Annotated in this window: 20 protein-coding genes; 13 read left to right on the forward strand and 7 right to left on the reverse strand. The window is 64.2% G+C overall.

What is annotated here, in order from left to right; translation table 11 throughout:
* Positions 1 to 91 precede the first annotated feature (91 nt).
* The gene (locus B0E50_RS05640) at positions 92 to 1,357 is read right to left on the reverse strand and encodes an efflux RND transporter periplasmic adaptor subunit (protein WP_077440207.1); all 1,266 of its coding nucleotides are present in this window, start codon (positions 1,355 to 1,357) and stop codon (positions 92 to 94) included.
* Positions 1,358 to 1,874: 517 nt separating this feature from the next.
* On the opposite strand from B0E50_RS05640, the gene B0E50_RS05645 reads away from it, so the two are divergent.
* Positions 1,875 to 2,396 carry a c-type cytochrome gene (locus B0E50_RS05645; RefSeq protein WP_077440208.1) on the forward strand — a complete coding sequence of 174 codons (522 nt, stop codon included), beginning with the start codon at positions 1,875 to 1,877 and terminating at the stop codon, positions 2,394 to 2,396.
* A 154-nt stretch (positions 2,397 to 2,550) separates the two neighbouring features.
* On the opposite strand, the gene B0E50_RS05650 is transcribed toward B0E50_RS05645, so the two are convergent.
* Positions 2,551 to 3,156 carry an ACP phosphodiesterase gene (locus B0E50_RS05650; RefSeq protein ID WP_077440209.1) on the reverse strand — a complete coding sequence of 202 codons (606 nt, stop codon included), beginning with the start codon at positions 3,154 to 3,156 and terminating at the stop codon, positions 2,551 to 2,553.
* Positions 3,157 to 3,204: 48 nt separating this feature from the next.
* Here B0E50_RS05650 and B0E50_RS05655 point away from each other — a divergent pair, with 48 nt between their 5' ends.
* From B0E50_RS05655 to B0E50_RS05685, 8 genes are all read left to right on the forward strand, one after another.
* On the forward strand, positions 3,205 to 3,894 hold the full coding sequence (locus B0E50_RS05655; protein WP_077440210.1) for a CocE/NonD family hydrolase: 690 nt from the start codon (positions 3,205 to 3,207) through the stop codon (positions 3,892 to 3,894).
* 57 nt (positions 3,895 to 3,951) lie between these two features.
* Complete coding sequence (gene zapE, locus B0E50_RS05660) at positions 3,952 to 5,070, forward strand: cell division protein ZapE (protein ID WP_077440211.1); 1,119 nt, start codon at positions 3,952 to 3,954, stop codon at positions 5,068 to 5,070.
* A 110-nt stretch (positions 5,071 to 5,180) separates the two neighbouring features.
* Entirely contained in the window at positions 5,181 to 5,519 is a 339-nt protein-coding gene (locus tag B0E50_RS05665; protein ID WP_139350762.1) for a cupin domain-containing protein, read from the forward strand.
* Entirely contained in the window at positions 5,506 to 6,783 is a 1,278-nt protein-coding gene (locus B0E50_RS05670; RefSeq protein WP_077440213.1) for an MFS transporter, read from the forward strand. Before B0E50_RS05665 ends, B0E50_RS05670 begins: the two co-directional genes overlap by 14 nt.
* 126 nt (positions 6,784 to 6,909) lie before the next feature.
* Positions 6,910 to 7,377, forward strand: coding sequence for a hypothetical protein (locus B0E50_RS05675; RefSeq protein WP_077440214.1), 468 nt, complete (start codon positions 6,910 to 6,912; stop codon positions 7,375 to 7,377).
* 88 nt (positions 7,378 to 7,465) lie between these two features.
* Positions 7,466 to 7,831: a hypothetical protein gene (locus B0E50_RS17910; RefSeq protein ID WP_168170817.1), complete on the forward strand. Its 366-nt coding sequence runs from the start codon at positions 7,466 to 7,468 to the stop codon at positions 7,829 to 7,831.
* A gap of 156 nt (positions 7,832 to 7,987) precedes the next feature.
* On the forward strand, positions 7,988 to 9,289 hold the full coding sequence (locus tag B0E50_RS05680) for an amidohydrolase (RefSeq protein WP_077440215.1): 1,302 nt from the start codon (positions 7,988 to 7,990) through the stop codon (positions 9,287 to 9,289).
* A gap of 16 nt (positions 9,290 to 9,305) precedes the next feature.
* A complete protein-coding gene (locus B0E50_RS05685) occupies positions 9,306 to 10,163 on the forward strand; it encodes a type 1 glutamine amidotransferase domain-containing protein (protein ID WP_077440216.1) in 858 nt (285 codons plus the stop codon).
* A gap of 9 nt (positions 10,164 to 10,172) precedes the next feature.
* On the opposite strand, the gene B0E50_RS05690 is transcribed toward B0E50_RS05685, so the two are convergent.
* The 3 genes from B0E50_RS05690 to gpmA form a co-directional block, all read right to left on the reverse strand.
* A complete protein-coding gene (locus tag B0E50_RS05690) occupies positions 10,173 to 10,700 on the reverse strand; it encodes a CcdC protein domain-containing protein (RefSeq protein ID WP_077440217.1) in 528 nt (175 codons plus the stop codon).
* Between the two features lie 97 nt (positions 10,701 to 10,797).
* Positions 10,798 to 11,172: a cupin domain-containing protein gene (locus tag B0E50_RS05695; RefSeq protein WP_077440218.1), complete on the reverse strand. Its 375-nt coding sequence runs from the start codon at positions 11,170 to 11,172 to the stop codon at positions 10,798 to 10,800.
* Positions 11,173 to 11,181: 9 nt separating this feature from the next.
* Positions 11,182 to 11,925 (reverse strand): 2,3-diphosphoglycerate-dependent phosphoglycerate mutase, encoded by a 744-nt coding sequence (gene gpmA, locus B0E50_RS05700; RefSeq protein WP_077440293.1) that lies wholly within the window; start codon positions 11,923 to 11,925, stop codon positions 11,182 to 11,184.
* A 146-nt stretch (positions 11,926 to 12,071) separates the two neighbouring features.
* Between gpmA and B0E50_RS05705 the strand changes: the two genes are divergently transcribed.
* Positions 12,072 to 12,731 carry a hypothetical protein gene (locus B0E50_RS05705; RefSeq protein ID WP_077440219.1) on the forward strand — a complete coding sequence of 220 codons (660 nt, stop codon included), beginning with the start codon at positions 12,072 to 12,074 and terminating at the stop codon, positions 12,729 to 12,731.
* A gap of 93 nt (positions 12,732 to 12,824) precedes the next feature.
* Here B0E50_RS05705 and hemF read toward each other — a convergent pair whose 3' ends face one another.
* The gene (gene hemF / locus B0E50_RS05710; RefSeq protein WP_077440220.1) at positions 12,825 to 13,727 is read right to left on the reverse strand and encodes an oxygen-dependent coproporphyrinogen oxidase; all 903 of its coding nucleotides are present in this window, start codon (positions 13,725 to 13,727) and stop codon (positions 12,825 to 12,827) included.
* A gap of 79 nt (positions 13,728 to 13,806) precedes the next feature.
* Positions 13,807 to 14,499 carry a YdcF family protein gene (locus B0E50_RS05715; protein WP_139350764.1) on the reverse strand — a complete coding sequence of 231 codons (693 nt, stop codon included), beginning with the start codon at positions 14,497 to 14,499 and terminating at the stop codon, positions 13,807 to 13,809.
* A 169-nt stretch (positions 14,500 to 14,668) separates the two neighbouring features.
* Between B0E50_RS05715 and B0E50_RS05720 the strand changes: the two genes are divergently transcribed.
* From B0E50_RS05720 to B0E50_RS05730, 3 genes are read left to right on the forward strand one after another with little or no spacing between them, the layout of a single operon-like run.
* Complete coding sequence (locus B0E50_RS05720; protein ID WP_077440222.1) at positions 14,669 to 15,862, forward strand: beta-ketoacyl-[acyl-carrier-protein] synthase family protein; 1,194 nt, start codon at positions 14,669 to 14,671, stop codon at positions 15,860 to 15,862.
* The gene (locus tag B0E50_RS05725; protein WP_077440223.1) at positions 15,859 to 16,650 is read left to right on the forward strand and encodes a beta-ketoacyl synthase chain length factor; all 792 of its coding nucleotides are present in this window, start codon (positions 15,859 to 15,861) and stop codon (positions 16,648 to 16,650) included. The genes B0E50_RS05720 and B0E50_RS05725 overlap by 4 nt, the downstream gene beginning before the upstream one ends.
* On the forward strand, positions 16,647 to 17,405 hold the full coding sequence (locus B0E50_RS05730; RefSeq protein WP_077440224.1) for a glycosyltransferase family 2 protein: 759 nt from the start codon (positions 16,647 to 16,649) through the stop codon (positions 17,403 to 17,405). The genes B0E50_RS05725 and B0E50_RS05730 overlap by 4 nt, the downstream gene beginning before the upstream one ends.
* The last annotated feature ends 12 nt before the right edge of the window (positions 17,406 to 17,417 follow it).

Here is a 17,417-nt window from a genome sequence, read left to right on the forward strand (position 1 = left end):
CCGTAACGTGTAGGAGCGGCTTCAGCCGCGATCATGGCCAGACCACGGCATGCGCGGTTGCGTCCCGCGCATACCTGATGCCGCGCTGCCATCAACCGCCACGGCGGCCACCGCCCTTCTGACCGTTCGCCTTGGCTTTCTTCATGTCGTCCGCGCTGGGTGCCGCCGGCACTTCGCCGGGCTTCAGCGCCTGCACCTTGCTGCCAGGCTTGAGCCGGAACTGACCCTCGGTAACCACCTGCTCACCCACCGTCAGACCCTTGCTGATCATCACGTGGCTGGCGCCCACTTCATTGGCCGTCGTCACCGGCTGCATCTTCACCGTCTTGTCGTCCTGCAGCAGGTACACATAGTCGCCGTCCGGACCACGCTGCACCGCCTGCGCCGGAATCACCAGGCCACCGGCATCGGTGCGTACCTTCAGCTGCACGTTGACGAACTGGCCAGGCCACAGGGTGCCGTCCGCGTTCGGAAACTGCGCGCGCAGCTTGAACGTGCCGGTGCTGGTGTCGATCTGATTGTCGATCACCTGCAACACGCCGCCGTTGGCCAGCGGATGGGCGTCGGTGCGATCCAGCGCCGCCACCTCGAGCTGGGCGCCACCCTTGAACGCCGTGCGCACGGTTTCCAGGTTCTGCTCGGGCAGGTAGAAGATCACGTAGATCGGATGCACCTGGGTCAGCGTGACGATCGCCGTGGTGGTGGTCACCACATTGCCCGGATCCACGCTGCGGATGCCGGTGACGCAGTCGCAGGGCGCGATGATGCGGGTGTAGTCCAGCTGCACTTTGCTCGAGCGCACGCTCGCCTCGTCGGCATTCACGGCCGCCTGCAGCTGGCCCACGTTGTTGCGGTAGGTATCCATGTCCAGTGCTGCCACGTAACCGCTGGCGACCAGCGCCTGGTTGCGCTTGAGCGTGCTCTGCGCGGTGGCCAGCGAAGCCTGGTCCTGCTTCTGCTTGGCGACGGCCTGGTCATAGGCTGCCTGGAAGGTGCGCGGATCGATCTGCGCCAGCAGATCGCCCTTCTTCACTTCCTGGCCTTCCTTGAAGTTGATGCTCATCATCTCGCCGGCGACCTGCGGATTGATCGTCACGGTGTTGAGCGCCTGCACGGTACCGAGTCCGGTCAGGTAGATCGGCACGTTCTGGCTGACCACCGGCTCGACCGTGACCGGCACCGGCGCATTGTCCTTGTCATCCGGTCCGCCGCTCTGGTCCGTGGTCGCGGCTGCGTTCGCATGCTTGCCATAGCGATGCGCACCTTCGGCAGCAGGCTTGTGCAACAGCCTGAAGCCGATCGCCGCCACCACGATCACCGCAATCACGATCAAAGCGATCTTCCAAAAACGCGACATGTGAAACTCCTGGACTTAACTGAAACCGCGCGGCCACTCGGCACACCATCACGCAGTATGCATATCTGATATGTATGGAGTTTGTCGGTTCCACCCGCGGGGACAAAGTCCGACCGACTCCTCACTCGGGTGAAAGCATAGGGGCAGTTGAACGAAATTGGACAATGCCGGTTGACAGGGGTAGGGCATGACCGATGGCAGGGTCGACCGCCCCACGGCGCCTGGCAAGCCCTGCGGTACGTCACATGAAAGCCGGACGGTGCCTCCGGATACCCGGCACGGAGGCCTGAAACTTGCCGCGTGCTTCGTCTATAATCCGCGACTGGCTGGCTGCCCGACCCGTCCACGGGTCTGGTAGCCGCGGGGGTGTCCATGCTGCATGCCCGCAAGCATGGCTGTCCGCACCGGAATGACTTCCCGGATCGGTAGTTCAGTACAAGCAAATCCGGCATGCCGGGACGGCCATCGTGGCCCTGCCGCCTTGCCCACTGACAGGAGTACGTGCGTGAGCGGTCCCATGAGCAAATCCGATCAGAGCTTCCTGCGCCAGTTTTCCGTCATGCTCAGTGGCCTGGTGGTGCTGACCCTGGTGCTGATCTTCTCCGCCCTGGCGATTTACGAGCACGCGCCGCACGAGACCAATCCGAACGAACCGGCCCAGGTCGCCGAGCGGATTGCGCCGGCCGGTGCCGTCTATGCCGGCAACACCGGTCGGGCTGCGATGCAGGCCGCTGCCGATGCCGCCGCCAAGGCTGCCGCGTCGCAAGTCGCCTACGGCGGCACCACCGATGGCAAGACCATCTACGAAAACCTGTGCACCAGCTGCCATACCGCCGGTATCGCCGGTGCACCGAAACTGGGCGACAAGAGCATGTGGGGTCCGCGCATCGCCGAAGGCCTCGACACCCTGATCAAGCATGCCACCGAGGGTTATCACGGCCCGGACGGCAACTTCATGCCGCCGAAGGGCGGCAATCCGGCGCTTACGGACGAGCAGGTCAAGGCTGCCGTCACCTGGATCGTCGGTCAGGCCAAGTAAGCCCTCGCTTCAAGAAAGCAAAACCAAACGCCGCCCTCGGGCGGCGTTTCCGTTTGCCCCTTCCCCTGCTTGTGAGGGAAGGTCGGAATAGGGTTGTCCGCGCTTGCGGCAAGATCAAAAGCAACTCGCCCCTGCAAGCAGGGGCAGGAGTACATCACGCGGGTTTTCTGCTCTCCTGCGCCTCGATCCATTCCCGCGCAAACTCTCGCAACTGTGGAAAGAACGCCTCGAAGCGCTCCTGCAACACCGCCTCCCGCGCCACCAGCACGGGGAGTGCCGAATTCAGCGGATTGTCCCGGCTCAGGCGTTGCCCGATCCCTGCCAGCGCCCGCCCCAGCAGTGCGGGATCGGCATAGCCTGCGGGCAAATCATGCGCCTCCATGTAACCGCGAAACCGCTGCAGCGCCGGCGGCAGCAAGGCATCGTGACGATGCAGCAACGCACGCAAGGCATCGGAGTAATCGTCCAGCGGCTGCGCGCACCAGCGCGCGAAATCCCGCGCCAGGCAATGGTCGAACCACATGTCGAGCAGGATCCCGGCATAGCGCCGGTACGGCGTCGGCAGCAGCGCCTTGGCCGCCAGCACCTCGGGATGAGCGTCGGTATGCACATCGATGGCGCGATGCAGGCGGATACCGGCGATCACCTGCGGCGGAAACAACTCCGGATCGGGCTGGCCGTGCACGAAGTCGCCCAGCATGCCGCCGAGCTGCAACCCCTCGTCGTCGCCAGCCAGCAGCACGTGCGCGAGATGGTTCATCCACAGTGCCCGCGGCGGCGAATCGCCGTGGCGGTTATCATCTTATGCATGAATCCCTCCGAGCTCCCCGCCGAACCTGCCGGCTTTCCCGAGATCGCCGCCAGTTTCATGCTCGCCGGCCCTGCCGGCAAGCTCGAAACCGTCAGCGATGTCGCCGTGCCAGCCTGCGCGCGCCGCGGCGTCGCGGTGATCTGCCACCCGAATCCGGTGCAGGGCGGCACCATGCACAACAAGGTGGTGACCATGCTGGACCGCTCATTGCGCGAATCCGGGCTGGACACTGTGCGCTTCAACTTCCGCGGCACTGGCGACTCCGAGGGTGTGTATGACAATGGCGATGGTGAAGGCGATGACCTTGCCGCCGTGGTCGCCTGGGTACGTCGCGTGCGACCGGACGACACGCTGTGGTTGGCGGGCTTCTCGTTCGGCAGCTACGTCACCATCCGCAACGCCGCCAAGCTGCAAGCCAGAGCCCTGATCAGCATTGCCCCGCCAGCCGGCCGCTGGTCGTTCGAATCGATCACCCCGCCCGGCTGTCCCTGGCTGGTGGTGATGGGCGAGGAGGACGAGGTGGTAGAGCCGCAGGCGGTGTTCGACTGGATCGACAGCCTTGCGGTGCCACCGGAACTGGTGCGCATGCCGGAGACCGGTCATTTCTTCCATCGCCGGCTGATGGATCTGCGCGGCGCGGTGAAACACACCGTGCGTGATTGGCTGCCGCCGCCGCGCCAGCCGTGAAGCATGTCGCCGATCGCGCCTGACGCTCCCCATCCATCTCACCCAAGACGCCGTTCCATGAGTGAAACTTCACCGCTCGCGCCGAGTGTGCGCTACCAGGAAGGCGTCGCCGCGCACCGCTGGGAATCCGATCCCACCCAGCTCGCATTGCTGCCCGAGTTCGACCGCATGCACGCAGCGCTATGCGTACCGCCTGAAACACACAACGGTCTGTTTGGACGGCTGAAATCCCTGCTCGGCAACGACCAAATCGAAGCGGTGCCCGGCCTGTACCTGTGGGGCACGGTCGGCCGCGGCAAGACCTTCCTGATGGACCTGTTCGTGGCCAGCCTGCCGCACGGCGTCGCGCTGCGCCGGCACTACCACCGCTTCATGGGCGAAGTGCACGACAGCCTGCGCGCGCTCGGCGAGCGCCAGAACCCGCTGGTCGAGGTGGCCGCCGGCCTCGCCGAGCGCTGCCGCGTGCTGTGCCTCGACGAATTCCTGGTCAACGATATCGGCGATGCGATGATCCTGGCCAACCTGCTCGACGCGCTGTTCGCGCGCGGCGTGACCCTGGTCACCACATCCAACACCGCACCGGCCAATCTCTACAAGGACGGTCTGCAACGCGCCCGTTTCCTGCCCGCGATTGCCCTGATCGAACAGCGCTGCCACGTGGTCGAGATGGCCTCGTCGCACGACTGGCGCCTGCGCGCACTGGCGCAGGCGCCGGTGTACTTGACGCCACCTGGCGCCGAAGTGCATCGCGCACTGGAGCGCATCTTCAGCAGTCAGGCCAGTGGCCCCATCCAGCAGGACGGCTCGCTGCAGATCAACGGCCGCGCCATCCCGTTCCGCAAATGCGCCGACAACATCCTCTGGTTCGATTTCGACGCGCTGTGCGAAGGTCCGCGCGCGGTCGCCGACTACATTGCGCTGGCCAAGGCAGGTCCGGCGATCATCATCGCCAACGTGCCGCAGTTCACCATCTACAGCGAGGACGCCGCCAAGCGCTTCGTACAGCTGGTCGACGAGTTCTACGATCGCCACGTCAAGCTGGTGCTGTCCGCCGCCGCACCGATCACCGAGCTGTACGACGGTGAACGCCTGCGCGCCGAATTCGGTCGCACCGAGTCGCGGCTGATCGAGATGCAGAGCAAGGACTACCTGGCGCTGGAACATCGCGCGGACTAGCCTTGATGTCCTGCCTCCGCGGGATTCTGCCATGCACGCCACACTGACCGGTTCGCGCCACGACAACGTCGAGGCTGTATTCCGTGTTACCAACGCCAGGTCGACACGCCGTGTCAGCTAACGACTGGATGTTCGGGCTTGAAGAGGCCCTAGGGAAGCTTCCGGGTAGCCCGGATGAATTCCGTTTCCATTATGGCCTGAGGCACGGTTCGATGAAGATCGGACTCTATGCGCCGCGAGGTACGGATACGCAGTCGCCGCATCAGCAGGACGAACTCTACATTGTCATCAGCGGCGTCGGTGATTTTCTAAAATGCGGAGAACGCATTCCGTTCAAAGCTGGCGACGTGCTGTTTGTGGAAGCCGGCTCCGAGCATCGGTTTGAAAATTTCTCTGACGACTTCGCCACATGGGTCGTGTTCTGGGGGCCGAAGGGTGGAGAACACTAGGCGTCAGAACATCCTGGCGATCTTCCGCGTCGTTGGCGGCAATTTCCTCGAGATGTACGACTTCATGGTCTATGGCTATTACGCCTCGGCCATCGCGCGCACGTATTTCCCGAGTCACAACGCGTATGCGTCGCTGCTGCTGACCCTGCTGACTTTCGCCGCCGGCTTCGTGATGCGGCCGATCGGCGCGATCGTGCTCGGCGCGTACATCGACCATCACGGCCGCCGCAAGGGACTGATCCTCACCCTCGCAATGATGGCTGTCGGCACCTTGATGGTCGCAGCGGTACCAGGCTACGCCACCATCGGTGCACTGGCGCCGCTGCTGGTGCTGGCCGGACGCCTGCTGCAGGGGTTCTCCGCCGGCGTCGAGTTGGGTGGCGTGTCGGTCTACCTGTCCGAGATCGCCACACCGGGACACCGAGGCTTTTACTGTTCCTGGCAATCGGCCAGCCAGCAGGTCGCGGTGATGTTCGCCGCGTTGCTCGGCCTGTTGCTGCAACGCTGGCTGTCGCCGCAGGCGATGAGCGACTGGGGCTGGCGCGTGCCGTTCCTGATCGGCTGCCTGATCGTGCCGTTCGTGTTCCTGATCCGCCGTTCGCTGCAGGAAACCGAGGCCTTCCTCGCCCGCAAGCACCGCCTCGACGCCAGCGAAATCTACCGCTCGATGCTCACCCACTGGCGCATCGTGCTGCTCGGCATGGCGATGGTGCTGATGACCACGGTGTCGTTCTACCTGATCACCGCGTACACGCCGACCTTCGGCAAGGAAGTACTGAAGCTGTCGGAGTCGGACGTGTTTGTGGTGACGCTATGCATCGGCATCTCAAACCTGATCTGGTTGCCGCTGATGGGCGCGCTGTCCGACCGCATCGGTCGCTGGCCACTGCTGCTCGCCTGCACCGTACTCGCCCTGCTTACCGCGTATCCGGTGCTGCACTGGCTGGTGGCCGAGCCCGGCTTCGATCGGCTGCTCGGCGTGGAGCTGTGGCTGTCCTTCATCTATGCCAGCTACAACGGCGCGCTGGTGGTGGCACTCACCGAAATCATGCCGGTCGAGGTACGCACCGCCGGCTTCTCGCTCGCCTACAGCCTCGCTACCACCCTGGGTGGTTCGAGCCTGGCGATCTCGCAATGGCTGATCCATCTCACCGGCAACAACGCCGCGCCGGGGCTGTGGCTGTCGTTCGCGGCACTGTGTGGATTGATCGCGACGGTACTGGTATATCGCAACCCGGAAAAACGCAACTTGCATCGGGCATAAGTTGCTGCGATACGCCTCAGCTCATGCAGTTCTGCATTGTGTACACATCGTGAGATACCAGGCCGTTGGCTGCGTGACGCAGTGTGCAAAGGCGTATCGTCCATGCTCCTCACAATCGGTTCTCCCATGGCAACGAAGATGCCCTTTCCCCAAGCCGCCTTCTTGAATCATCTGGAGCTACTCGAGAAGTCCTCTCCCTTGGCTGCGAATGCTGCACTATCCCCATCACTTGCCCACATTCTTTTCGCTTCGGATGAGACCGTGACTCTGACCAAGAGCGCCGGTTGCCTGATCGAGCTGCTGAAGGCCAGGCAGGCAACACTGCAGGCAGCATTCGACAGGGAACTCGCAGCCGACGAACTGCGTCGCTACCAGAAGTTCGCCAAGCCCGGACAGCCCTCGGCGCACACCGTCCAGCTCCGGCAGAAGCAGGCGTCTGCCCGGCAAGCCTCCAGCCAGTCGAAGCAATCGTTCATCAAGGTCGCCGCGGCGTTTGTCCGGGAAGCCGGCATCGAGATTCCGCAACGTGTTGCGCTCGAGGAATTCATCACCCACTGGATCGATGCCAACGTGCCGAAGGACTTTTCCCAGTAGCGTGGCAAGTGCGGCCTTCGGTCGCCGCCAAAAACGAGCATATTCAGTGTCAGAATCTGAAAGCGCCTCTAAACATTCAGCGCATTCCATGATTGGTAAAGTCTTTTTAGCTTTTTTGTTGCTTACGACAAGCGCGGCAGCCTCCGACGTCAAGTTGACGAAAGAACAAATCATCGAACTTGCAAAGCAGGCATCTGCAAGCTATTGCCAAAATCCTGCACACACATTGGATGACCTTCATACAGTTCGCTGCGATTTCATAGCGTCTTTTAGTTCTGGCAGGTGGACCGTTGGCGCAGGTCCAGACTATGAGGACGACCGTGGCAATCCAGTAATTGTCGAGATGCGAGCCCTCCTATTTTATTACTCGCCGTCTGGCAAGCTTCTTCAGGAAATTGGGCCACACGGTCAAGTCATGTCACCTTCTGGTGTCGATGCTTCAACAAAGCACTGAACGTCTACTTCTGGTCGCCGAAAGCGATCTAAAACACCAACGAATCCACCCTCATTATGTGGGTGGTCAACACATTTTTCGGCGAACCAACGCCAAAAATTCGGCACCGCGTCGTGGTAACGCGCTAGCATCGGTCGTCCCTCGGAGGAGATACCCATGCGCCGTACCTTGTTTCTCATGGCGCTCGCCGCCGCCATCGTTCCCTTGCATGCCACCGACACCCCTAGTGTGCAGGCACTGGCGCAGCAGGAGCTTCCACAGGTCACCGCGTGGCGACGCGACATCCACCAGCATCCCGAGCTGAGCAACCGCGAGGTGCGCACCTCGGCACTCGTCACCACCGAGCTGAAGAAACTGGGGCTGGAAGTGCATACCGGCATCGCGCATACCGGCGTGGTGGGATTGCTGAAGGGTGATCTGCCCGGCCCGCGGCTGGCGATCCGCGCCGACATGGACGCGCTGCCGGTGACCGAGGAGGTGGATCTGCCATTCGCCTCGAAGGCCATGGGCGAATACCGCGGCAAGCCGACCGGCGTGATGCATGCCTGTGGCCACGACGCGCACACCGCGATGCTGCTGGGCATGGCGCAAGCGCTGAGCGGCATGAAGAAGCAGCTGCACGGCTCGGTGCTGTTCGTGTTCCAGCCGGCCGAAGAAGGTGCGCCGGCCGGCGAGGAAGGCGGCGCTTCGCTGATGCTGAAGGAAGGCCTGTTCCGCGGCTTCAAGCCGGACGCGATGTTCGGCATGCACGTGGTCAGCTCGCTCAACGTGGGCACGGTGGCGGTGCGACCGGGGCCGACGATGGCCGGCTCGGACTGGTTCCGCATGGTGGTGCACGGGCGGCAGACGCACGGTGCGATGCCGTGGAACGGGGTCGATCCGATTGTCACTTCGGCCGAGATCATCAGCGCGGCGCAGACCATCGTCAGCCGCAAGCTGGATATCGGCAACCTGCCGGCGGTGCTCAGCTTCGGCATCATCGAGGGCGGCTCGCGCTACAACATCGTGCCGGACCAGGTGGAACTGCAGGGCACCTTGCGCACGTTCGATGCCGATATGCGCCAGCAGGCGATCGACAATCTCAAGAGCATCGCCGAGCACATCGCCGCCGCCAACGGTGCCACCGTGGAAGAGCAGATTCCGGTGGGCGACAGCAACCCGATCCTGGTCAACGATCCCGCGCTCGCCGCGCGCGTGCGCAGCAGCATCGGCAACGTGCTCGGCAGCGAGCACGTGATCGAAGCGAAACCGTGGATGGCCTCGGAGGACTTCGCCTATTTCGCCGAGGCTGTGCCGAGCGTGTATTTCTTCGTCGGTTCCACGCCACTGGGCCAGGATGCCTCGAAGGCACCGGCCAACCATTCACCGAAGTTCTATCTCGATGAGGGCGCACTTAAGATCGGCATGGAGTCGATGCTGCAAGCCAGCCTGGATTACCTCAACGCACCAACTTCGTGAGTAGCGAACCATGCGCATGGCCTGCATCCTGATCCCGCTGCCACATCGCGATTTCGACCCGTCCGAAGTCGCGGTGAGCTGGCACACGCTGCACGCCGACGGGCATGAGGTGATCTTTGCCACGCCCGACGGGCGAGCCGCCAGCGCCGACGAGCTGATGCTCAGCGGCGTCGGCCTCGATCCGTGGGGCTGGGTGCCGGGGCTGAACCGGTTGCGCGTGGTCGGCCTGCTGCTACGCGCGAACGCGGATGCGCGAAAGGCTTATGCGGCAATGCTGCAGGATGGCGCATTCCGTGCACCGCTGCGCTGGGATGCACTGGATGCATCGGCGTTTGACGGCTTGCTGCTGCCGGGCGGACATCGCGAGCGCGGCATGCGCGAATACCTGGAGAGCCCGCTGCTGCAGAAGCTGGTCGCTGCATTCTTCGCCGCGGACAAGCCGGTCGCTGCGATCTGCCATGGCGTGCTGCTGGCGGCGCGCAGCCGCTCGGCGGAAGGCAAGTCGGTGCTGCATGGCCGCCGCACCACCGCGCTGACCTGGGCACTGGAAAAGAAAGCCTGGGCGACGGCGCGGATCAGCCGCTTCTGGGATCCGCTTTATTACCGCACCTATGCCGAAGCACCCGGCCAACCGGTCGGCTACATGTCGGTGCAACAGGAAGTGATACGTGCGCTGGCCGATCCGGCCGACTTTCTCGACGTGCCACGCGACGCCCCGGATTACCGCCGCAAGACGAATGGCCTGGCACGTGACAGCGCCGCCGATGCGTCACCGGCGTTCGTCGTGCGCGACGGCAACTATCTCTCCGCGCGCTGGCCGGGCGACGTGCATCGCTTTGCGCGAGAATTCTCGGCGATGTTCGCCAGACCGTAACCGCGACGCTTACAGCGCGGTTACACCCGGATGCGACTGCTGGAAACGGCGGTGATGGATCAGCAGGCCGCTGAAATAGACGATGTAGTAGCCAACCAGCAGGCCGATCACCAGCATGGTCAGCGGGCTATAGGTATAGTTCGCCGGATAGCCAGCGGCGGCAGCGGACACCTGCTGCATCTGCATGACCTTCCATAGCAGCCTGCCTAGCAGCAACACGGTAAGCAACGCACCGATCCACGAATTCGGCACATAGCAGTCGCCCTTGACCGGATCGACTTCGAAGCGGGTGAGCCTGAGCCCGACCATGCCGATCAACGCGCCGATCAGCACCCCCACGAGCAACCCCTCGAGCAGCTGGATGCTGTGCAAGCCGGCAAGGCTCAGCAGGCAACCCACCACAGCAAAAATCGCGATGCGCGCGATCATCCGCTTGCGCTGGATCGGCTGGCGACCGAACTGGCGGCTGACGCGCCGCCACACGATCCAGGCGAGCAGCGGCAGCATGATAAGGTAGTTGGTCAGATGGGCTGGCATGGGTATCGCCGCAGGATGGACTGCGTCCAGCTTAGTCGAGCGGCCCGCGACAGGCGACTGACGTTTGTCACCTGTCGTCGAGGCATTCTGCAGCGTGTCAGCCGTTACCCAGCTGTTCCGCCAGCGAGCGCGTCCGTTCGGTCACGACGTCGCCGGTATGCAGGGTCGACTTGCGCTCGATCAGCATCAGCAGGCATTCCTGCTCGGCCACCGGATTGTGCCGTGTGCCCTTGGGCACCACGAACATCTCGCCTTCGTCCAGCTCGACGGGTGCGGCATGTTCCAGCTCGATGCGCAGATGCCCTTCGAGGATCAGGAACAACTCGTCCTCGTCGTCGTGGCTGTGCCAGCACAGCTCACCGAAAACCTTGGCGACCTTGATGTAGCTGTCATCGACCTCGCCGACGACCCGTGGCGACCAGTAGTCGGTGAGTGCAGCAGCGATTGCTTTCGGCGAGCTCGTGCTGGGCATCGTGCCGGCCTACTTGGCCTTGCCCTGGTTTGCCACCGCTGCCATCTTCGCCGCGATCGCCGCGGTGTCGCCGAGGTAATAGTGACGCAACGGCTTGAGATGTTCGTCGAACTCGTACACCAGCGGCACGCCGTTGGGGATGTTCAGCTCGACGATGGCCTCGTCGGACATGCCGTCGAGGTATTTCACCAGCGCGCGCAACGAGTTGCCGTGTGCCGCCACCAATACGCGCTGGCCGGCCTTGATCGCCGGCGCCAGCTCCTCGTGCCAGTACGGCAGCACGCGGGCCACGGTGTCCTTAAGGCACTCGGTGTCGGGAATCTCTTTCGGATCGAGCGTGGCATAGCGCGGGTCGTGCACCGACTCGTTGGCGGTGCGCTCGAGCGGCGGCGGCGGAATGTCATAGCTGCGGCGCCAGACCTTGACCTGCTCCTCGCCGTACTTCGCCGCCGTCTCGGCCTTGTTGAGGCCGGTCAGCGCACCGTAGTGGCGCTCGTTGAGGCGCCAATCGGTATGAACGGGCAGCCACATCAGCCCCATCGCGTCCTGCACGCCCCACAGCGTGCGCACGGCACGCTTGAGCACCGAGGTATGCGCCACGTCGAACGTATAACCCTCGGCCTGCAGCAGCCGGCCAGCCTCCTGCGCCTCGGCCATGCCCTGCTCGGTGAGGTCGACATCGGCCCAGCCGCTGAAACGGTTGTCGAGGTTCCACTGCGATTGGCCGTGGCGGATCAGTACGAGCTTGTGCATGGCTGCGCTCATCAGGATGCGGTAAACCGCGAATGGTGCAGGCCGGCCCCCGCATCGTCAAATGCCGCCCCTGCCACAGGTCATGCTAAACCGATGGGAGCGCCGAAGCATCCTAGCTGCACCACTCAATAACACGGAGACAAGCCATGCGTCGTCTTTCGACGGTTCTCATCACGACCGCATTCGCGCTGTGCCTGCCGCTGCTGGCCGCCGCGCAGGACAACGATGTCGACAAGGTCAACGGTTCGGTGCAGATCACCGCCGGGCAACAGGCCGGCAACGTCAGCACGGTCAACGGGGCGGTACATATTGCCGATGGCGCAAGCGTGCACAAGGCCAGCACCGTGAACGGTTCGGTCGATCTGGGCGACAAGGCGCAGGCCGGCGAGCTGGGCACGGTCAACGGCGCGATCACCCTGGGCAGCGGCAGCCATGTCAGCGGCGAGGTCAGCGCCGTCAACGGCAGCCTGCATCTGGCCCCTGGCGCGGATGTCGGCGGCAAGCTGAGCAACGTCAATGGCGCCATCGTGCTGGACAACGCGCATGTCGCCGGTGGCCTCGGCACGGTCGGCGGCGACATCACGGTTGGCGCGAACTCGCACGTCGAGGGCGGCATCCTGGTCGACAAGCCGAGTGGCTGGTTCAACTGGAACAGCCGCACGCCGCTGGTGGTGATCGGCCCGCACGCCGTCGTGCAGGGCACGCTGGAGTTTCGCCGCGATGTGGTGCTGAAGGTCAGCGACAGCGCGCAGATCGGCCCGGTGAAAGGCGCCACAGCGGTGAAGTTCAGCGGCGCGACGCCATAAAACAACCTGTACGAGCGGCTTCAGCCACGATGCATTCGACTGCAACACCGAAGAGCATCGCGGCTGAAGCCGCTCCTGCACATGATTCGTGGCTTACAGCCAGTCGCGTGGTTTCAGGTATTCGGCCAGCTCCGCTTCCGCCGAACCCGGTTCGGGGGTGTAGGCGTATTCGAAACGCACCCGCGGCGGCAGGCTCATCAGGATCGATTCGGTGCGGCCACCGGACTGCAGGCCGAACAGCGTGCCGCGGTCGTAGACCAGGTTGAACTCCACGTAGCGGCCGCGCCGGTACAGCTGGAACTCGCGTTCGCGTTCGCCATACGACGTGCCCTTGCGGCGCGCGACGATCGGCAGATAGGCGTCGAGAAAACCTTCACCGACGGCGCGGGTGAACGCGAAACAGTGCTCGAAACCGCCCTCGTTCAGATCGTCGTAGAACAGGCCGCCGACGCCGCGCGTCTCCTCGCGGTGCTTCAGGTAGAAGTACTCGTCGCACCACTTTTTGTAGCGCGGGTACACGTCCGCGCCGTACGGCGCGCACAGGTCGCGCGCTACCGTGTGCCAGTGCAGTACGTCCTCGTCCACTGGATAGAACGGGGTAAGGTCAAAGCCGCCGCCGAACCACCAGACCGACTCCACACCTTCCTTGCTGGCTTCGAAGTAACGCACATTGGCGTGCGTGGTCGGGATGTGTGGGTTACGCGGATGCAGCACCAGCGACACACCGGTGGCGATGAAGCTGCCGCCGACCAGCTCCGGCCGGTGCGCGGTCGCGCTGGGCGGCAACTGGTTGCCGCTGACCCGCGAGAAGTTGACCCCGGCCTGTTCGAACACCGCGCCATCGCGCAACACGCGCGTACGTCCGCCACCGCCCGCTGCACGCGTCCACGCGTCCTCGACGAATCGCGCGCCACCATCGACCTGCTCGATCGCGGCACAGATGCGATCCTGCAACTCACGCAGGAAGGTTTCGGCACGGTCGGCTTGCTGGCTCACATCATTCCCCGGGTTCGACGGCTGCGGCGAGCTTAGCAAGGCCTCGGGCGCAGTGGCTGCGGCGAGACGTCGCGCAGAGTCAGCTGATCCGGTCGCGCATGCGGTGAAGACCGATCAACTGTGCCCAACGCAAGCCAAGGTCAGTCCACATCAGAAAGCCCGACTCGAGGAGGAGCAGGCGCAGGTAGCGTCCATACCACGGCATGACCGGTTCGGCCGCGATCGGCAGGGCATCGAAACCCAGCCGCCGCGCCAGCAGCAGGCAGCGCGCCAAGTGGTAGCGACTGGTAATCAGTGCCACCGGCGGCAACCCAGCGCCATCCGTGTGCGCCTGCAGCAGCCGGCGCGCCTGGCGCAGGTTCTCCAGCGAATCGACCGAATCCTGCTCCAGCTCCACCCGCACATCGGCGGACAAGCCATGCTGCTGCAGCCAGGCATGACCGGCCGCGGCCTCGCTGCACTGACCACTGCTGCAACCACCGAGCAGCAGGATATGGTTGGTCTGCCCCTGCCTGGACAGCGTCAGCACACGCTGCAGGCGCCGCTGGTAATCATGCTCCGGCACGTCATTCTCGAGCCGGCGACCGAACACCAGGGCGATCATCCGCTGCGGCGGTGTCAGCGGACTGCCTGCGGCCACCCGGCAAACATGGATCAGGTAGCCCAGCCAGACCAGGCCACCACTCAGCAGCACCGCCAACATGGTCACCACGCCCGCATGCTGGATGTCGTGATCACGCAGATAGCGCCAGGGGCTTCGTGTGGCAGGCATGGCGGTGAATGGCACTCGTGCAGAGAAGTGCATCAGCTTAACGGCCCGACAGGTGTTCGCGGCAGCTTCATGCGACCGCGGTCACGCTGAACGCCCGCCTGTGCGGTGACCCGGTTGCAGGCTAGGCAAGCTACGTGGTGACCGCTAGGCTTTCGTGATGCCGGTTTTGATGACTCCCCTTGCGATCACCTCCTATACGAGCACCTCGGCCATGGGCCACGGTCTCGCCGCCCAGCTCGACGCGCTCCAGCACATGCGCAGCGGCCTGCGCCCCAACGATTTCAGCAGCGCACCGCTGGCGTGCTGGATCGGGCGCGTCGCTGGTGTGGAGGACACCGTCCTGCCCGTTGCCCATGCCGCATGGGATTGTCGCAACAACCGGTTGGCATGGCTCGGCCTGAGCCAGGACGGCTTCCTTGCCCGCGTGCTGGCGGCGCGTGAGCGTTACGGTGCAGATCGCATCGCATTGCTGCTGGGCACCTCCACTGCCAGTATCGGCGCCACTGAGGAAGCCTATCGCCGGCTCGACGCAGACGGTGGTTTCGCCGACGACATGCTGCGACCGGGGATTCACACACCGCATTCGCTGAGCGCCTTCGTCGCCGCTGCACTGGACCTGGAGGGCCCGTGCTTGACGATCTCCACCGCCTGCTCATCCAGCGCCAAGGTCTTCGCGAGTGCGGAACGCCTGATCCGCCTCGGCCTCGTCGATGCTGCCGTCGTTGGCGGCGTGGACACCCTGTGCGACAGCGTGCTGTTCGGCTTCAATTCGCTGGAGCTGGTGTCGACTGCACCATGCCGGCCATTCGATGCGGCGCGCGACGGTATCTCGATCGGCGAAGCGGCTGGCTTCGCGCTGCTGGAACGGATTGATGTCGCGCCCGATGCAGCGCAGTTGCTCGGCTACGGCGAAGCGAGCGACGCACACCACATGTCCACTCCGCATCCCGACGGACTGGGCGCCGAGCTGGCGCTACGCGATGCACTGATGCGCGCCGGACTCGACGCAGGCCAGGTCGACTACATCAACCTGCATGGCACGGCCAGCCAGAAGAACGACGAAGTGGAAGCGGCGCTGGTCAATCGTGCCTTCCCGGCCCACACCCGGGCCAGTTCCACCAAGGGCTTCACCGGTCACACGCTGGGTGCAGCTGCCATCGTCGAGGCGACGATCGCACTGCAGGCGATCGAACACGGTCTGATTCCTGGCAATCTCGGCAGCAGCACACCTGATCCGCTCTGCGGCGTGCAATTCGCCTGGCGCAATGAGCAACAGCGCGTCGATGTGGCGCTCAGCAATTCGTTCGGCTTCGGCGGCAACAATGCCTGCCTCGCGTTAGCGCGCGCAGGATTTGTCGCATGAGCGCACTGCGTGTCTACATCGAAGGTGTCGGCCTGTGGTCGCCGCAGCTGGCTGACTTCGCTGCGCTCCGGTCACAGCTGGCCGGTAACATCCCCGACCCGCCGCCGGCCCGCCCGGCCGCGGCCACGCTGCCGCCAAACGAACGCCGTCGCGCACCGGAGAGTGTGTTGCTGGCGATCGAAGTCGCTGGCCAGGCGGTAGCGATGAGCGGACATAGCGCGAGCGAACTGGCCTGCGTATTCGCCTCCTCGCACGGTGACCAGCCGATTACCGATTACATGTGCGCGACGCTCGCGCAGGCGCCAGCCGAGCTGTCGCCGATCCGTTTCCACAACTCGGTGCACAACGCCGCGGTCGGCTACTGGACGATCGTCACTAGCTGCCATGCTCCCTCCACCGCGGTGGCCGCGCAGCGCGCCAGCTTCGGCGCCGGACTGCTCGAAGCGGTCGGTCAGGTGCTGGCGGAGCAACGCCCGGTGCTGCTGGTATGCAGCGATACCGCTGGCGGCGGACCACTGCTGGAAATCACCGGCTGCACCCAGTCGTTCGGTTGTGCGCTGGTGCTGGCACCGGAGTCCAGTGCGACGACGATGACGTCGCTGCAGCTGTCGCTGACCACGAGCCGGGTCATCTCGCCGCTGGCCGAACCACTGGCGCACTGGCGCGAAGCGAATGCCTCGGCCACGGCCTTGCCATTGCTGGCACTATTGGCCGAAGGGCGCGGCCGCTGCCAGCTGGATGTCGCCGCTACACTGGGACTGCAGATCGACATGGAGAGCGTTGCTTGAACACCACGGTTGGGCGTTGGTGCGTGCTGATTCCCTGCCTCAACGAGGAGGCCGCGATCCAGTCGGTCGTCGAATCGGTGCTTGCGCTTGGTGTGCCGGTGATCGTGATCGACGACGGTTCCGATGACCGTACACCGGAAATCGTCGCCACCCTACCGGTCACCCTGCTGCGCCACACCAAACGACACGGCAAGGGCGAGGCCTTGCGCCACGGCTTTCGCGAGGCGATCAGCCAGGGCTACGACGCAGTATTGACGATGGATGGTGATGGCCAGCATCAGGCCAGCGACATTCCGCGCATCGTGGCGGCAGCGGCGAAATATCCGCAACATATCGTGATCGGCTCGCGCCTGCTTGAGCGCGAGCAACAACCCAAGGGACGCCGCCGCGCCAACGCCGTCGCCGACTGGGGTATTTCGTGGGCCTGTGCGCAACCGATCGCCGACACCCAGAGCGGCCAGCGCTGGTATCCACGTGCGGCCCTGGACCTGGTTGACCTGCCGGCAGAGAACTTCGTGTTCGAGGCCGCGATCCTGATCGCCGCTTCACGCGAGAAAAAACTTGGCGTGGTCTCGGTGCCGATCGCCTCACGCTACAACGGCGAATTCCGGCTCAGCCACTTTAATCCGGTGGGCGACGTCACCCGCATCACCCTCTACACCATTGGCCGGGTTTTTCACTACGGCCATATCATCGCCAGCCATCACCATTCGCGCGGCGCGCCGATCATTGTCGATAATCATCCTGCCGGCTGACTTCTCCGCTAC

Origin of the sequence: Rhodanobacter sp. C01 (genome assembly GCF_002001045.1) — a bacterium.
Lineage (GTDB): Bacteria > Pseudomonadota > Gammaproteobacteria > Xanthomonadales > Rhodanobacteraceae > Rhodanobacter.

Coding starts and splice junctions, on each gene's coding strand:
- B0E50_RS05640 (WP_077440207.1), bottom strand. CDS start 1,357: ATGTCGCGTTTTTGGAAGATCGCTTTGATCGTGATTGCGGTGATCGTG.
- B0E50_RS05685 (WP_077440216.1), top strand. CDS start 9,306: ATGGCCTGCATCCTGATCCCGCTGCCACATCGCGATTTCGACCCGTCC.
- B0E50_RS05720 (WP_077440222.1), top strand. CDS start 14,669: ATGACTCCCCTTGCGATCACCTCCTATACGAGCACCTCGGCCATGGGC.
- B0E50_RS05690 (WP_077440217.1), bottom strand. CDS start 10,700: ATGCCAGCCCATCTGACCAACTACCTTATCATGCTGCCGCTGCTCGCC.
- B0E50_RS05650 (WP_077440209.1), bottom strand. CDS start 3,156: ATGAACCATCTCGCGCACGTGCTGCTGGCTGGCGACGACGAGGGGTTG.
- B0E50_RS05675 (WP_077440214.1), top strand. CDS start 6,910: ATGGCAACGAAGATGCCCTTTCCCCAAGCCGCCTTCTTGAATCATCTG.
- B0E50_RS05680 (WP_077440215.1), top strand. CDS start 7,988: ATGCGCCGTACCTTGTTTCTCATGGCGCTCGCCGCCGCCATCGTTCCC.
- B0E50_RS05715 (WP_139350764.1), bottom strand. CDS start 14,499: ATGCCTGCCACACGAAGCCCCTGGCGCTATCTGCGTGATCACGACATC.
- B0E50_RS05705 (WP_077440219.1), top strand. CDS start 12,072: ATGCGTCGTCTTTCGACGGTTCTCATCACGACCGCATTCGCGCTGTGC.
- B0E50_RS05645 (WP_077440208.1), top strand. CDS start 1,875: ATGAGCAAATCCGATCAGAGCTTCCTGCGCCAGTTTTCCGTCATGCTC.
- B0E50_RS05655 (WP_077440210.1), top strand. CDS start 3,205: ATGAATCCCTCCGAGCTCCCCGCCGAACCTGCCGGCTTTCCCGAGATC.
- B0E50_RS05725 (WP_077440223.1), top strand. CDS start 15,859: ATGAGCGCACTGCGTGTCTACATCGAAGGTGTCGGCCTGTGGTCGCCG.
- gpmA (WP_077440293.1), bottom strand. CDS start 11,925: ATGCACAAGCTCGTACTGATCCGCCACGGCCAATCGCAGTGGAACCTC.
- B0E50_RS05695 (WP_077440218.1), bottom strand. CDS start 11,172: ATGCCCAGCACGAGCTCGCCGAAAGCAATCGCTGCTGCACTCACCGAC.
- B0E50_RS17910 (WP_168170817.1), top strand. CDS start 7,466: ATGATTGGTAAAGTCTTTTTAGCTTTTTTGTTGCTTACGACAAGCGCG.
- zapE (WP_077440211.1), top strand. CDS start 3,952: ATGAGTGAAACTTCACCGCTCGCGCCGAGTGTGCGCTACCAGGAAGGC.